Origin of the sequence: Actinoplanes subtropicus, assembly GCF_000721705.1 — a bacterium.
GTDB lineage: Bacteria > Actinomycetota > Actinomycetes > Mycobacteriales > Micromonosporaceae > Actinoplanes > Actinoplanes subtropicus.
This window is the reverse complement of record NZ_JOJL01000017.1, coordinates 180,841-195,528: the sequence shown is the minus strand read 5'-3', so window position 1 is coordinate 195,528 and position 14,688 is coordinate 180,841. Positions and strand designations below refer to the sequence as shown.

The window sequence follows — 14,688 nt, the reverse complement described above, 5'->3', positions numbered from 1 at the left end:
GGGGCCGATTGCTATGTCCGGAACTCAGTCTTCGATCGGGCCGCCGGGCGCGGGCTCCGCCTGCTCCGAGATCTCCAACTCGACCGAGCGCGCCGCGGCCGCCGGAACGCCGTCCGCCTCGACCGGCGCCGCCGCCTCCATCGCCGCACCGGCTGCCGCTGCGGCGAGCACTGCGTCGCCACGGTCGCCCGCGGGAGCGGACGGGTCGGCCGCGTGCTCCGGGTCGCCGTGCCGGCCGGCGATTTCCGCCACCCCGCCGAACAGCTTCGGCAGCGTCGCCGACCAGGCCTCGCGCAACTCCGGCAGCGGAATGCTGAACTCGTTGCGCACCTCGAGCACCTCGTCCCGAGTGGTCACGCCGATCGGGGCGCACGGCACACCGTAGTCGGCCGCCAGCGCCACGAACGCCTTGTCGTGCCCGCGCGGCACCGCGATCAGCGCCCGGCCGGCCGACTCGCTGAACAGGTAAACGAACGACGTCGTACCGTCCTCCGGCAGCGTGATCCGCGCGCCGACATCGTGCCGCAGGCAGCTTTCCACCAGCGCCTGAGCCAGACCCCCGTCGGAGAGATCGTGCGCCGCGCTGACCAGCCCGGCCTGCGAGGCCCGCGACATCAGCGCGCCGAGCCGCTGCTCACGCACCAGATCGACCTTCGGCGGCCGGCCGCCGAGGTGGCCGTGGGTGACCCACGCCCACTCCGAGCCGGACAGCTCGCAGGCCGTCTCGCCGAGCAGGAAGATCTGGTCGCCCTCGCCGGTGATCTGCGGGAAGCCCATCGGGACCCGCCGGGCGACGTCGTCGAAGACGCCGAGCACGCCGACCACCGGGGTCGGGTGGATCGCCGCCGCGCCGGTCTGGTTGTAGAAGCTGACGTTGCCGCCGGTTACCGGGGTGCCCAGCTGCTGGCAGCCGTCGGCGAGACCGCGGACGGCCTCGGCGAACTGCCACATCACGGCCGGGTCCTCGGGCGAGCCGAAGTTCAGGCAGTCGGTGACCGCGACCGGCTCGGCGCCGGTGACCGCCACGTTCCGGAACGCCTCGGCCAGCGCGAGCCGCGCCCCCTCGTACGGGTCGAGCCGGGCGAACCGCCCGTTGCCGTCCACCGACAGCGCCACGCCGAGGCCGGTGCGCTCGTCGATCCGCAGCACGCCGGAATCCTCCGGCTGGGCCAGCACCGTGTTACCCAGCACGTACCGGTCGTACTGCTCGGTGACCCAGGTCTTGTCGCAGAGGTTGGGCGAGCCGGCCATCCGCAGCACTGTCTCGCGCAGCTCGTCGCCGTTGGCCGGCCGCGGCAGCGTCTCGGCCTTGTCGGCCTGCAGCAGGATCAGGTCGGCGGGCTCGCGGATCGGCCGGGCGTAGACCGGGCCGTCGTCGGCGAGCGAGCCGGGCGGCACGTCGACCACGACGTGCTCGTTCCAGCTGATCACCAGGCGGCCGGGCGAGCCGTCCGCCTCGGCCGGGGTGACCTCGCCGATCGCGGTGGCCCAGACGCCCCACTTCTCGGCGACGGCCAGTACGGCCGGCAGGTTTTCCGGGGTGACGATCAGGAGCATCCGCTCCTGCGACTCGCTGGCCAGGATCTCGGTGGGCGACATCGAGGCCTCGCGCAGCGGCACCCGCTCGAGCCAGACCCGCATGCCGGTGCCGGCCGCGGCCGCGGTCTCGGTGAGCGCGCAGGTCAGGCCGGCGCCGCCGAGGTCCTGGATGCCGGCGACCAGGCCGGCGTCGTACAGCTCGAGGCAGCTCTCGATCAGCAGCTTCTCCATGAACGGGTCGCCGACCTGCACCGACGGGCGGCGCTGCTCGGCCTCCTCGTCGAAGGTCGCCGAGGCCAGCACGGAGACGCCGCCGATGCCGTCCCGGCCCGTACGCGCGCCGAGCAGCACCACGATGTTCCCGACGCCCGCGGCCTCCTTGTGCTGCAGGCGGGTGACCGGCAGGACGCCGATGCTCAGCGCGTTGACCAGCGGGTTGCCCTGGTAGGTCGGGTCGAAGACGATCTCGCCGCCGATGTTCGGCAGGCCCAGGCAGTTGCCGTAGCCGCCGATGCCGGCCACCACGCCGGGCAGCACCCGGGCGGTGTCCGGATGGTCGGCCGCGCCGAAGCGCAGCGGGTCCATCACCGCGATCGGCCGGGCGCCCATCGCGAGGATGTCGCGCACGATGCCGCCGACGCCGGTCGCCGCGCCCTGGTACGGCTCGACGAAGCTCGGGTGGTTGTGCGACTCCACCTTGAAGGTCACCGCGAGGTCGTCGGAGATCTGCACGACGCCCGCGTTTTCCCCGATGCCGGCCAGCATCCGGGTGTTCTGCGGGGCCTTCTCACCGAACTGCCGCAGGTGGACCTTGCTCGACTTGTACGAGCAGTGCTCGCTCCACATGATCGAGTACATCGCGAGCTCGGCGGCGGTCGGCCGCCGCCCGAGGATCTGCCGGATCCGCTCGTACTCGTCGTCCTTGAGGCCGAGCTCGGTGTGCGGCTGCAGCTCGTCCGCCGTGTTCAGCGCCCGCTGAACCGTGTCGGGCCCGCCGTCGAACTCGTTGACGAGCACATCGGTCGCGGCGAAGCCGGTGGGTTTGTCCGGCTGCGTCGTCATTACTGTCCCCCTGCGTGCTGTCCGCCCGCGGCTGCCCCGGCCAGGGCTCGCAGGACGGAGGTGAAGAAGCCGAGGCCGTCCAGCGACGGGCCGGTCAGCGCCTCCACGGCGTGTTCCGGGTGCGGCATGATGCCGACGACGTTGCCGGCCTCGTTGGTGATCGCGGCGATGTCGCGCTGGGAGCCGTTCGGGTTGCCGCGGATGTAGCGGGCGACGACCCGGCCCTCGGCCACGAGCGCGTCCAGCGTCCGTTCGTCGGCGACGTAGCAGCCCTCGCCGTTCTTGACCGGGATCAGCAGTTCCTGCCCCGGGGTGAAGCCGTTGGTCCAGGCCGTTTCAGTGGACTCGACGCGCAGGTACTGGTCGCGGTTGCGGAAGTGCAGGTGCTGATTGCGGGTCAGCGCGCCGGGAAGGAGGTGCGCCTCGCAGAGAATCTGGAAGCCGTTGCAGATGCCGAGCACCGGCATGCCGCCGCGGGCCGCGTCGATCACCGACTCCATGGCCGGGGCGAACCGGGCGATCGCGCCGCAGCGCAGATAGTCGCCGTAGGAGAAGCCGCCGGGCAGCACCACCGCGTCGACGCCGTGCAGGTCGGGATCGCCGTGCCAGAGACGGACGGCCTCGGCGCCGGCGATGCGCGCGGCGCGGGCCGCGTCCCCGTCGTCGAGCGAGCCGGGGAAGGTGACCACACCGATGCGCATGGTCAGGCAACCTCCGCCGCGGCGGCGTCGAGCCGGACGGCGAAGTCCTCGATCACGGGGTTGGCGAGCAACTTGTCCGCGATCTCGCGGGCGCGCTCGAGATCGGCCTCACCGGCGAACTCGATCTCGATCCGCCGGCCGATGCGGACGGACGTGACGTCGGAGACGCCGAGCCGAGGCAGCGCGTTGGCCACCGCCTGGCCCTGCGGATCAAGAATCTCCGGCTTCAGCATGACGTCGACCACGACGCGAGCCACGGGCACTCCTGACTGATAGGTGTGAGCACCGGCAGCCTACCTTGTGCGCCTCGTAGAGGGCCCATCGGCCGGTGTCGGCGAGGCGACGCTCACGGCGCTGAGCAGGGAATCTCGGGGGTGATCTCGACCACGTGTTCGATGAAAGCTTCAACTAAATGCTGGCCATCACACGGTGATATGGGCGAGGTGGGTTGTTGGCGAGGTGTGCGCGGCCGCTTACGGTCATCGCATCGATCTCCGGAAAGGCCGGCGGCGACTGCCCCCAGCCGTCGCCGGTTCGGAGGCTTCGAGCGATTTCCGTCGAGGCGCGACGTGAGGGTCGAGCTCCGCCGCGCCTCGGCGGCGTTACTCAGAGGCAACGCGACTCAGAGGATGGGCGCGGGCGCGTAGTGCCTGGCGCCGGGGTGGGCCGCCACGATCGTCGCCACCCGGTCGGCCACCGCCCGCACCTGCGAGGGCGCCGCGCCGACGAAGGCCGCCCGGTCGGCCACCAGGGTGTCGACCTCGGCCCGGGTCAGCCGCAGCCGGTCGTCGCCGGCCAGCCGGTCGAAGAGGTCGTTGACCGCTACCCCCTTCTCCCGCATGGCGAGGGCGACCGCCACGGCGTGTTCCCTGATCACCTCGTGGGCCGTTTCCCGCCCGACTCCCTTTCGTACGGCCGCGACCAGGATTTTGGTAGTTGCCAGGAACGGCAGGAACCGGTCGAGCTCCCGGGCGATCACCGCGGGGTAGGCGCCGAACTCGTCGAGCACGGTGAGGAAGGTCTGGAACAGGCCGTCGGTCGCGAAGAACGCGTCGGGCAGCGCCACCCGGCGCACCACCGAGCAGGAGACGTCGCCCTCGTTCCACTGGTCGCCGGCCAGCTCGCCGACCATCGACAGGTAACCGCGGACGATCACGGCGAGCCCGTTGACCCGCTCGGACGAGCGCGTGTTCATCTTGTGCGGCATCGCCGACGAGCCGACCTGGCCCGGCTTGAAACCCTCGGTGACCAGCTCCTGCCCGACCATCAGCCGGATCGTGGTGGCCAGCGACGACGGACCGGCGACGACCTGGGCGAGCGCCGCGACCACGTCGAAGTCGAGCGAGCGCGGGTAGACCTGGCCGACACTGCCCAGCACCCGGTTGAAGCCGAGGTGGCCGGCGACCCGCTGCTCCAGCGTGGCGAGCGCCTCGAAGTCGCCGTCGAGCAGGTCGAGCTGGTCGGCGGCGGTGCCGACCGGGCCCTTGATGCCGCGCAGCGGGTAGCGCCCGATCAGGTCGTCCAGCCGCTCGTACGCGATCAGCAGCTCTTCCGCCGCCGAGGCGAACCGCTTGCCGAGCGTGGTGGCCTGCGCCGCAACGTTGTGCGACCGGCCGGTCAGCACAAGATCCGAATACTCCACCGCGCGCTCGGTGAGGCGGGCGAGCGTCGCGACGATGCGCTCGCGGATCAGCTCGAGCGACGCCCGGATCTGCAGCTGCTCCACGTTTTCCGTGAGGTCGCGCGACGTCATGCCCTTGTGGATCTGCTCGAAGCCGGCGAGCGCGCTGAACTCCTCGATCCGCGCCTTCACGTCGTGCCGGGTGACCCGCTCACGGGCCGCGATCGAGGCCAGGTCGACCCGGTCGAGCACCGCCTCGTACGCCTCGATCGCGCCCTCCGGCACCGCGACGCCGAGATCACGCTGGGCACGCAGCACGGCGAGCCAGAGCCGCCGCTCCATCCGGATCTTCTCCTCCGGGGACCAGAGGGCGGTGAGCTCGGCGGAGGCGTATCGGGCGGCCAGCACGTTCGGGATCGTCACGCGAACGATTCTTCCACGGCCCTCGCGGGCAGCCCATGGCGCAACGTGCGGACATCCCTGCTGCTCAGCATGCCGACGACCGACAGCACCAGCAGGGCGCCGGCGCCGATCAGCGTCGCCCCGGCCCCGGCCGCGTGCGCGATCGGGCCGGCCGTCATCTCGCCGATCGGAAGAGCGACAAAAGACCCGACCATGTCGTACGAGTAGACGCGGGCCAGCTTCTCCGGCGGCACATGCTCCTGCATCGTGGTGTCCCACGCGACGCTGAACTGCTCCAGCCCCAGCCCGGCCACCAGCCCGCCGGCGATCAGCAGCCACACGTGCGGATAGCTGCCGAGCAGGAAGAGCGGGATCGCGAACGGCAGCAGGCACACCGTGCCGAAGAACAGCAGCCGGCGTACGCGCAACCGCATCGCCACCAGCCCGCCGACGATCATCCCGACGGTCTGCGCGGCCAGCACGAAGCCCCAGGCCCGCCGTCCGAAGGTCGCGTCCGCGACGACCGGCCCGAGCACCAGGAACCCACCGCCCCAGGCCATGTTGGCGAGGGCGGCACCGGCCACGACCGCCCACAGCCACGTCCGCGAGCGGAACTCCGACCAGCCGCCCCGCAGGTCGGCGAGGACGTGCTGCCGTTCCGGAGCCGCCGGCCGCCGGCCGCCGATCGCCGCGCCGAGACCCGCGAAACAAAGCGCCGAGACCGCGAACGTGGCCGCGTCCACCGCGATGCCCCAGCCCGGGCCGACGACCGCCACCACGATGCCGGCCGCCGGCGCGCCGAGGACCGCGGCCCCGTTCAGGAAGATCCGCACCAGCGCGTTGGCCTGCTGCCACACCTCGGCCGGGACGGTCAGCGGCAACACCGAGGCGCTCGCCGGCTGGGCCAGCGCCGCGACCATCCCGTTGACCGCCGCGAGGCCGATCAGCAGCGGAATCGTCGCCGTGTGGGTCAGCACCAGCGCGGCCACCGCGGCCTGGGTGAGCGCCGCCGCGACGCTCGAGCCGACCATCAGCACGCTCTTCGGCATCCGGTCGGCCAGCACGCCGCCGAAGAGCACGAACGCCACGTTGACCACCGTCCGGGCGCCGACCACGAAGCCCAGGTCGGTGGCGGAGCCGGTGAGGTCGAGGACGGCGAACGCGAGCGCGATCGGGGCGAACGCGTTGCCGAGCGCGTTGACCGCGCGCCCGGCCAGGAGATAGCGGAAGCCGCGGTGCCGCAGTGGCGCCAGGGCACTCATGCTGTGCCGTCCTTTGGCATGCCCTTCTGGCCCTCGCCTCCGGCCTGGGCGGGCAACTTGCGGAGGTGCCGCTCGGTGCAGGCGGTCATACCCCAGCCCCCATCTGGAACATAGCGGCCGTGGTGCTGGTGCGGATCGTGCCGGGCGTACGCGGCGGCTGGGCGATCCGGTGCAGCTCGATCAACGCGTCGCTGACCCGTTTGCGCAGCGCCGCCCACTGCTCCGGGTCGACCCACAGCTCGGCGTCGGCGAGCAGCTTGGGGCCGGCCGGGAAACTCGTGTGCTGGGTGCGGCGGATCAACTCGTGGGCCACCGCCGCGTACTCGATCCGCACCTGCTCGTCGGACCTCGGGCCGTGGCTGCCCTGATCGCGCTCCTGGCCGGCCTCGTAGCGATAACGCTTGGCAACGCCGCCGCGAATCTTTTCCTCGCCGTCCACAATGATCAGCCCGCCGGCGAGCAGGTTGCGCAGGTGGTAGCTGGCGTTCGCATGGGTCAGTCCGAGCTCGCGGGCGACCTCGGCGGCGGTCATCGGAGCGGCCGTGAGCAGCGACATCATCCGCAGGCGCAGCGGATGGGCCATGGCGCGCAGCGCGGCCTTCTCCTCCACCTCGTGCTCATCTCCCAAAGACATATTGGGGAGTCTAGGCATCCGCGTGCCGACTGTCCAACACTCATTTGGGAGTGGCACACTGCACGAAGAAGCGGCATTGTCGCTAGGGTTACTGGCGAGTAGGTACAGCGCAGATACCGAAAGGTCCACCGATGACTGATTTCAACCCCGAGTCGCTCTCCTCGATCGGCCCGAAGGAGTTCGCTCAGCTCGTCAAGTCGACGCCGGATTCGCAGATCGCCGAGGTCATGTCCGGCGACTCGCGCTCGAAGATCCTCGACGAGGTCTTCAACCGGATGCCTACGCTCTTCCGCGCCGAGAAGGCCGGCAACACCACGGCCGTCATCCACTGGATCATCTCGGGCGCCCCCGGCGGCGGCACCGACACCTACGAGACCGTGATCGAGAACGGCGCCTGCACGGTCACGAACCAGCCGGCCCGCGACCCGAAGCTCGCCATGACCATGGACGCGCTCACGTTCCTCAAGGTCGTCTCCGGCGACGGCAACCCGATGATGATGTTCATGACCGGCAAGATCAAGGCCAAGGGCGACCTGGGCCTGGCCGCCAACGTGGCCAAGCTCTTCGACATCCCGAAGGCCTGAGACGCACGCCGCAGGGCCGTCCACATCGGACGGCCCTTTCGCGTCAGAAGGTGATGCGGCCCTCGACGGCGCTCAGGGCGATGTCCGTCCGGTACTGGCCGCCCTCCAGCCGGACGCCGTCCACCAGTGCGTACGCGGCATCGCGCGCCGCCGCGAGATCCGGGCCGACCGCCGTCACGCTCAGTACGCGGCCGCCCGCCGACACCAGTGCGCCGTCCTCGCGGCGGGCCGTGCCGGCGTGGATCACGCCCGGGACCTCGGCGCCGGTGATGACGTCGCCGGTGCGCGGGGTGCCCGGGTAGTTCTGGCTGGCCACCACGACCGTCACGGCCGAGCCGTCGTGCCAGCGCAGCGGCGGGTGCCCGGCCAGCTTCCCGGTCGCCGCCGCCTGCAGCAGGCCGGCCAGCGGCGTCGCCAGCAGCGCCAGCACCACCTGGGTCTCCGGGTCGCCGAAGCGGGCGTTGAACTCGATGACCTTCGGCCCGTCGGGGGTGAGCGCGAGCCCGACGTAGAGCAGCCCGGCGAACGGGATACCGCGGGACCGCATCTCGGCCAGCGTCGGCTCGACCGTCTCGCGCATCACCCGCGGCACCAGATCGTCCGGCGCCCAGTCCAGCGGCGCGTACGCCCCCATCCCGCCCGTGTTCGGCCCCGCATCCCCGTCGGCCAGGCGCTTGAAGTCCTGCGCCGGCATCAGCGGTACGGCCGCCGTCCCGTCGGTGACCACGAAGAGCGACACCTCCGGGCCCGACAAATACTCTTCAATCACGACTTTTCCGCATTCGGCGGCGTGCTGGCGCGCGTCCTCCAGAACGGAGGTGACCACCACGCCCTTGCCGGCCGCGAGCCCGTCGTTCTTGACGACATAGGGCGCACCGAGATCGGCCAGGGCACGATCAACAAGATCAAGGGACGTGCACGCGTACGACCGAGCGGTCGGCACCCCCGCCGCCGCCATCACGTCCTTCGCGAACGCCTTCGACCCCTCGAGCTGCGCCGCCGCGGCGCTCGGCCCGAAGCACGCGATCCCCTTGGCCCGCACCGCGTCCGCCACCCCGGCCACCAGCGGCGCCTCCGGGCCCACCACGACCAGGTCGGCGGCCAGTTCGACGGCCAGCGCCGCCACCGACGCGGGATCGGCCGGGTTCACCTCGAACACCGAAGCGACCTGCGCGATCCCCGGGTTACCGGGAGCCGCGGCGAGGAAATCCACGGACGGGTCGGCGGCGAGGCCCACGGCGAGAGCGTGTTCCCGCCCGCCGGACCCGATCAGAAGTACGCGCACGGGCGCCGATCCTACCGGCGGCCTCCTTCCGCACGTCGCACCGCAGGTCGGTCGCGTAAACTTCGGCAGTACCCGGGCTTCGCCGAGTACGAGTTGAGTACGAGGCGCGTACAGGAGAAGAAGTGCCGGTAATCGTGTTGGTCGGCGCCCAGTGGGGCGACGAGGGCAAGGGCAAGGCCACTGACCTGCTGGGCGATCGGCTCGACTACGTCGTCAAGTTCAACGGCGGCAACAACGCCGGCCACACGGTGGTGATCAAGGGTGAGAAATACGCCCTCCACCTGCTGCCCAGCGGCATCCTGACGCCGGGCGTGACCCCGGTGATCGGCAACGGCGTGGTGGTCGATCTCGCGGTGCTGTTCCAGGAGATCGACGGCCTCGAGGCCCGCGGCATCGACACGTCCCGCCTGCGGATCAGCGCCAACGCGCATGTCATCCCGTCGTACAACCGCTCGCTCGACAAGGTCTCCGAGCGGTATCTCGGCGCCCGGCGGATCGGCACGACCGGCCGCGGCATCGGCCCGACCTACGCCGACAAGATGAACCGGATGGGCGTCCGCATCCAGGACCTCTTCGACGAGTCGATCCTCCGGCAGAAGGTCGAGGCCGCGCTCTCCTTCAAGAACCAGGTGCTGTCGAAGATCTACAACCGCCAGGCGGTGAAGCCCGAAGACGTGGTGAAGGAGCTGCTGTCGTACGTCGACCGCCTCCGCCCGTACGTCGGAGACACCGCGCTCGAGCTGTCCGAGGCGCTCGACGCCGGCAAGGTCGTGCTGTGCGAGGCCGGCCAGGCCACCCTGCTCGATGTGGACCACGGCACCTACCCGTTCGTGACCAGCTCGAATGCGACGGCCGGCGGCGCCTGCACCGGCTCCGGCATCCCGCCGACCCGGATCGACCGGGTGGTCGCGGTCCTCAAGGCGTTCACCAGCCGGGTCGGCGAGGGTCCCTTCCCGACCGAGCTGCACGACAAGTTCGGCGACTACCTGCGCGAGGTCGGCCACGAGTACGGCACGACCACCGGCCGCCCGCGCCGGATCGGCTGGCTCGACCTGGTGATCGGCCGCTACGCGCAGCGGATCAACGGGGTCACCGACTTCGCGTTGACCAAATTGGACAATTACGACGGCCTGGACGAGATCCCGGTCTGCGTGGCCTACGACGTGAACGGCGTCCGGCACGACGAGATGCCGATCAACCAGACCGACTTCCACCACGCGATCCCGATTTTCGAAACGCTCCCCGGCTGGAAACAGGACATCTCCGGCTGCCGTACGTTCGAGGATCTCCCGAAGGACGCGCAGCACTTCGTCGAGTTCGTCGAGCAGCGGCTCGGCGCCCGGGTCTCGATCGTCGGCGTGGGTCCGGGCCGCGAGGCGGTCATCGAGCGCCACTCGGTGCTGGGCGACGCCTGATGTACGACGTCGTCATCCTCAGCCTGGCCGAGGGCGCCGGCGACTCGTGCGGCGGTGGCTGCGGCGGTTGCGGGAACGAGTGCGCGACGCCCCGGGTCCCGGTCCTGCAGTGCGCCGAGGAGCTGACCAAGGCGGGCGCCCGGGTCGAGACCGTGCTCGCCGGCTCCGACGCGGAGATCGACGCGGCCCTGGCCCGCCTCGACGGCGAACCCCGCCCCGACGGCCTGACCTGGCCCGATCCCGACTCGAAGACCCGGCTGATCATCGCGACCGCGGTGGACGGCCAGTTGCGCGCCGTCCTGCGACGGCTGGTTCGGCGGTACGCTCCGCCACCCAGCAAACGCCCGGCCGACCTCGCGGCCGATCGCACGGTGCCCGATCTCCCCGCGGTGGCACTCCTGCCGCTCGATGTGGCGAACACCACCGACCTCGCCGCCCAGCTCGGCCTGCCTCGCACCCCGCGCGGCGTGGCCGAGGCGGTGCTCTCCGGCCGGGTCCGGCGGCTCGACCTGCTGCGCAACGACGGCGGCTCGGTGACCCTGGACGGCGCCCTGCTCGGCGGCTCGGACGACGACGGCCGCGCGGTGCCCTGGCGCGGCCGGGTCGAGGTGGACGACGCGGTTCTCTCCGACGGCGACGACCCGATCCTGGCCTGCGTGATCGGCAACGGCGGCGGCTACGCCGAGTTCGACGGCCTGCGCCTGCTGGCCGACGGCGACCCGACCGACGGCCGGGTCGAGGTGGCGGTGGCCGTGCCGAGGGTCGTCAAGCAGCGCTTCCGCGGGACGAAGGTGCAGGTCGAGGTCCGCCGCGCCCGCGGTCGCGCGGTCTCGGTGCTGCCGCGCGACGGCGAGGTGCAGTTCCTCGACGACGGGGTCGGCGGGTCGACCAGCCGCAAGCGTTCCTGGTGGACCGAGCCCGGCGCCTGGGCGGTGTACGGGAGCTGACCTACTGTGCGAGTCTGAAGAAGTAGTACTGAAGTACGACAGTTCGGGGAGGACCCTTCCGTGGAGGACGAGCACGCCGACCGCGTCTACGTCCCAGGGACGAACCCCACGCCTCCCGACCGGGACGTGGAACCCCTGTGGGACTCCGATGAGGTCGAGGCGCCCGTGCACGGCCGGCCGGTGCCGGTCCCGCCGCACCAGGCCCCGCCGCCCGTCCCGGTGTCCGGCCCGCAGGTCGGCCCGCCGGTGTATCGCCCGGAGCGCCCGGTTCCCGCCCCGCCTCCGCCCGCGGTCCCCGCGCCGGTGACCCAGATCCCGGCGCCGCGCCCGCCGATGGCGCCCCCGACGCCCCCGCCCACCCAGCCGTGGCCGAATCTCGAGCGCCCGGCCGAGCAGCCGCCCGCCGCGCCCACCTCGGGCGAGCGCCCGGCCGAGCCGGTCCAGGCCGCCCCCGATTCGCCCTGGTCACAGCCGCCGCCCGCGCGCGCGAGCGCCTCCGTTTCGGTCCCCCAGGCGATCCGCCCCGTGCAGCAGCCCCCGCCGCCTCCACCCCCGCCGATCCCGGCTCCGGGTCCGGCCCCGGCTCAGCACTCCCCGGCGCCCGAGCCGGCCAACGGCGCGATCTACCGCCCGGGCGCTCCGATGCCGCCCCCTCCGCCACCGGTACAGCAGCAGGGGCCGCCACCGCCGCCGCCGGGCCCGTACCCGCCGACCATGAACCCGCAGGCGCACCCGCAGGCCCCGCCGCAGCAGCAGCCCCCTGGCCCGCCGCCGGTCGACCCGTTCCAAGACCTGCCCTGGGTCTCCGACGGCACCCCGACGGCCGAGGAGTTCGCCCGCCGCCGCCTGGCCAAGCCGGCCGAGCCGACCGCCTCGATGGGCGCCCGCGCGATCCTCAACAAGACCGCTTTGGGCCTGGTCAAGCTCGCCCCGGGCAAGCGCGAGCAGGAGTACAAGCAGGACGTCGAGATGGTCCGCCGCAACTTCGGCGGACTGCGCCAGGTGACCGTCGTCAACCCGAAGGGCGGCGCCGGCAAGACCGTGGCGGTGCTGCTGCTGGCCATGACGTTCGGCCAGAAGCGCGGCGGCTACGTGCTGGCCTGGGACAACAACGAGACCCAGGGCACCCTCGGCATGCGCGCCCAGCAGGACTTCCACGCCCGTACGGTCCGGGACATGATGCGCGACCTGCACCTGTTCCGGGGCGCGCACGGCCGGGTCGGCGACCTCTCGCAGTACGTGCGGGCGCAGGGCGAGGGCATGTTCGACGTGCTCGCCTCGGACGAGTCCGCGATGTCCGGCGAGATGCTCACCGCCGGCGCGTTCGCCGAGATCCGCGAGATCGTGAGCCGGTTCTACAAGCTGATCTTCGTGGACACCGGCAACAACGTACGGGCGCAGAACTGGCAGGCCGCCATCGACGCCACCGACCAGTTGGTGATCACCATGTCGGCCCGGAACGACTCGGCCGAGACCGCGGCCCGGATGCTCGACCACCTCGAACAGAGCGGTCGCCAGCGGCTGGTCCGGCAGGCCATCTCGGTGGTGACCATGCCGCCGACCCGCAAGGATATCGACCTGCCGGCGATCCAGCGGCACTTCGCGGCGCGGACCAGGGCGGTGCTGATGGCGCCGTACGAGAAGCTGATCGACTCGGGCGAGCCGCTGCGCTACGGCCAGTTGTCGGCCAACACCAAGGACGCCTGGCTGAAGATCGCCGCCGCGGTGGCCGAGGGGCTGTAGGGCCCCTCGGCGGGCGGGAATCCTCAGGTCAGGGCGTCGGCCGCGGCCGGGTCGCTGTCCCGCAGGAACTGGGCGCAGCGGGCCGCCTCGTCGGCCTCGCCGATCTCGGCGGCGGCCTGCGAGAGCGTGTGCAAGCAGCGAAGGAAGCCCTGGTTGGGCACGTGCGACCAGGGCACCGGACCGTGCCCCTTCCAGCCGCTGCGCCGCAGCGCGTCCAGGCCGCGGTGATATCCGGTACGGGCATAGGCGTAGGCGGTGACGGGCTCGTCGTCCGCGAGCGAGTCGGCGGCCAGGGCGGCCCAGCCGCCGCTGAACGCCGGATGAGCGGCGGCGACCGCCTTGTAGGCCTCGGCGGTGCCGGTCTCGGCCGCCTTGGCCAGCGCGTTTTCGGCCTCGGCGTCGGCGGGCAGGAACGTGGCCGGCGGCTCGGGAAGCAGATTCTGCATAACCTCATTCAACCGGCCACACCGTCATAGATTCCTGGCGGGGCCGATCTTCGCGATCAATCCCACGCGGCGGCGAGGCGGGCGAGCCGCTCGGCGTACTCAATCCGGGTCTGCCATGCCGGCGGCCAGGCACCGAGGCCGAGGGAGGCGCCCGCGAAGGCGCCGGCGAGGCAGGCGATCGAGTCGGAGTCGCCGGAGGACGCCGCGCCGCGCCCGATCACCGCGCCCGGCTCGTCCGGCGAGATCAGATAGCAGTACAGGGCCGTGGCCAGCGCTTCCTCCGCGATCCAGCCCGCGCCGGTGGCCAGGCACGGATCGCCGTCGAAACGACGCGCGTCGAGGGCCACGCTCACCCGGTCGAGCGCGGCGAGGCATTCGTCCCAGCCGAGCGCGATGAAGCTCTCCGGGGTGTCGGAGGAGGACCGCGCCCAGAGATCGCCGACCCAATCGCCGCGATAGACACCGCGCTGCCCGTGGCAGCGATCCTGGAGGGCGGCGAGCAGGTCGGCGGGCGCGAGGCCGTCGCGGAGCCACCAGCAGGCGTACGCGGTGAGCTCGCTGGCCGCCAATCCGGTGGGATGCCCATGGGTCAGCCCCGCCTGCAACTGCGCCGCCCCGGCCCGTTGATCGTCGGTCAGCCCCGGAACCAGCCCGACCGGCGTGACCCGCATGTTCGCCCCGCAGCCCTTCGAGCCGATCTCGCTCGCCTGCTGCCAGGGCCGCCCGTCGGTCAGCGCCGCGCAGGCCCGCAGGCAGGTCATCCCCGGCGCCCGGTTGTTGTCGGGGCTCGCGGCCCACTCGAGGAACGCGCGCCGCAGCAGCGGCTCGAGCGCCTCGGCGGTGATCGCGGGCGCCGCCAGCAGGGACTCGCCCACCGCGAGCGCCATCTGGGTGTCGTCGGTGACCAGCGCCGGCGACCCGGTCAGCTCCCGCGGCCCGCCGGCGCCGTAGGTGGCGACGATCGTCGCGTACTCCTGGAATTCGGTTGGTCTTCCCAGAGCGTCGCCGTACGCCAGGCCGTAGAGCGATCCCGCCGCGTTTCGCACG

General features: G+C 72.0%; 13 protein-coding genes. 4 read left to right on the top strand and 9 right to left on the bottom strand.

Features of this window, described 5'->3' with window-relative positions; genetic code table 11:
* Positions 1–24 precede the first annotated feature (24 nt).
* The 6 genes from purL to IH26_RS0123750 form a co-directional block, all read right to left on the bottom strand.
* A complete protein-coding gene (purL, locus tag IH26_RS0123775) occupies positions 25–2,601 on the bottom strand; it encodes a phosphoribosylformylglycinamidine synthase subunit PurL (RefSeq protein WP_030438440.1) in 2,577 nt (858 codons plus the stop codon).
* The gene (gene purQ / locus IH26_RS0123770) at positions 2,601–3,308 is read right to left on the bottom strand and encodes a phosphoribosylformylglycinamidine synthase subunit PurQ (protein ID WP_030438439.1); all 708 of its coding nucleotides are present in this window, start codon (positions 3,306–3,308) and stop codon (positions 2,601–2,603) included. The genes purL and purQ overlap by 1 nt, the downstream gene beginning before the upstream one ends.
* Positions 3,305–3,559 (bottom strand): phosphoribosylformylglycinamidine synthase subunit PurS, encoded by a 255-nt coding sequence (gene purS, locus IH26_RS0123765; RefSeq protein ID WP_030438438.1) that lies wholly within the window; start codon positions 3,557–3,559, stop codon positions 3,305–3,307. The genes purQ and purS overlap by 4 nt, the downstream gene beginning before the upstream one ends.
* Positions 3,560–3,924: 365 nt before the next feature.
* Entirely contained in the window at positions 3,925–5,346 is a 1,422-nt protein-coding gene (gene purB, locus IH26_RS0123760; protein WP_030438437.1) for an adenylosuccinate lyase, read from the bottom strand.
* A complete protein-coding gene (locus IH26_RS0123755; protein WP_030438436.1) occupies positions 5,343–6,587 on the bottom strand; it encodes an MFS transporter in 1,245 nt (414 codons plus the stop codon). The genes purB and IH26_RS0123755 overlap by 4 nt, the downstream gene beginning before the upstream one ends.
* An 85-nt stretch (positions 6,588–6,672) precedes the next feature.
* Positions 6,673–7,221, bottom strand: a complete 549-nt coding sequence (locus tag IH26_RS0123750; protein WP_030438435.1) for an ArsR/SmtB family transcription factor — start codon at positions 7,219–7,221, stop codon at positions 6,673–6,675.
* A 131-nt stretch (positions 7,222–7,352) separates the two neighbouring features.
* Here IH26_RS0123750 and IH26_RS0123745 point away from each other — a divergent pair, with 131 nt between their 5' ends.
* The gene (locus IH26_RS0123745; protein ID WP_030438434.1) at positions 7,353–7,805 is read left to right on the top strand and encodes an SCP2 sterol-binding domain-containing protein; all 453 of its coding nucleotides are present in this window, start codon (positions 7,353–7,355) and stop codon (positions 7,803–7,805) included.
* 43 nt (positions 7,806–7,848) lie between these two features.
* Here the strand turns inward: IH26_RS0123745 and purD are convergent, their stop codons facing one another.
* A complete protein-coding gene (gene purD / locus IH26_RS0123740) occupies positions 7,849–9,090 on the bottom strand; it encodes a phosphoribosylamine--glycine ligase (RefSeq protein WP_030438433.1) in 1,242 nt (413 codons plus the stop codon).
* Positions 9,091–9,212: 122 nt separating this feature from the next.
* Between purD and IH26_RS0123735 the strand changes: the two genes are divergently transcribed.
* The 3 genes from IH26_RS0123735 to IH26_RS0123725 are packed head-to-tail and all read left to right on the top strand — an operon-like array spanning position 9,213 to position 13,195.
* Entirely contained in the window at positions 9,213–10,505 is a 1,293-nt protein-coding gene (locus tag IH26_RS0123735) for an adenylosuccinate synthase (RefSeq protein ID WP_030438432.1), read from the top strand.
* Entirely contained in the window at positions 10,505–11,452 is a 948-nt protein-coding gene (locus tag IH26_RS0123730) for a diacylglycerol kinase family protein (RefSeq protein ID WP_030438431.1), read from the top strand. The genes IH26_RS0123735 and IH26_RS0123730 overlap by 1 nt, the downstream gene beginning before the upstream one ends.
* Positions 11,453–11,512: 60 nt before the next feature.
* Positions 11,513–13,195 (top strand): MinD/ParA family ATP-binding protein, encoded by a 1,683-nt coding sequence (locus IH26_RS0123725; RefSeq protein ID WP_030438430.1) that lies wholly within the window; start codon positions 11,513–11,515, stop codon positions 13,193–13,195.
* Between the two features lie 23 nt (positions 13,196–13,218).
* Here IH26_RS0123725 and IH26_RS0123720 read toward each other — a convergent pair whose 3' ends face one another.
* On the bottom strand, positions 13,219–13,641 hold the full coding sequence (locus tag IH26_RS0123720) for a DUF3151 domain-containing protein (RefSeq protein ID WP_030438429.1): 423 nt from the start codon (positions 13,639–13,641) through the stop codon (positions 13,219–13,221).
* Positions 13,642–13,697: 56 nt separating this feature from the next.
* Positions 13,698–14,687 (bottom strand): ADP-ribosylglycohydrolase family protein, encoded by a 990-nt coding sequence (locus IH26_RS0123715; RefSeq protein ID WP_030438428.1) that lies wholly within the window; start codon positions 14,685–14,687, stop codon positions 13,698–13,700.
* Between the last annotated feature and the right edge of the window lies 1 nt (position 14,688).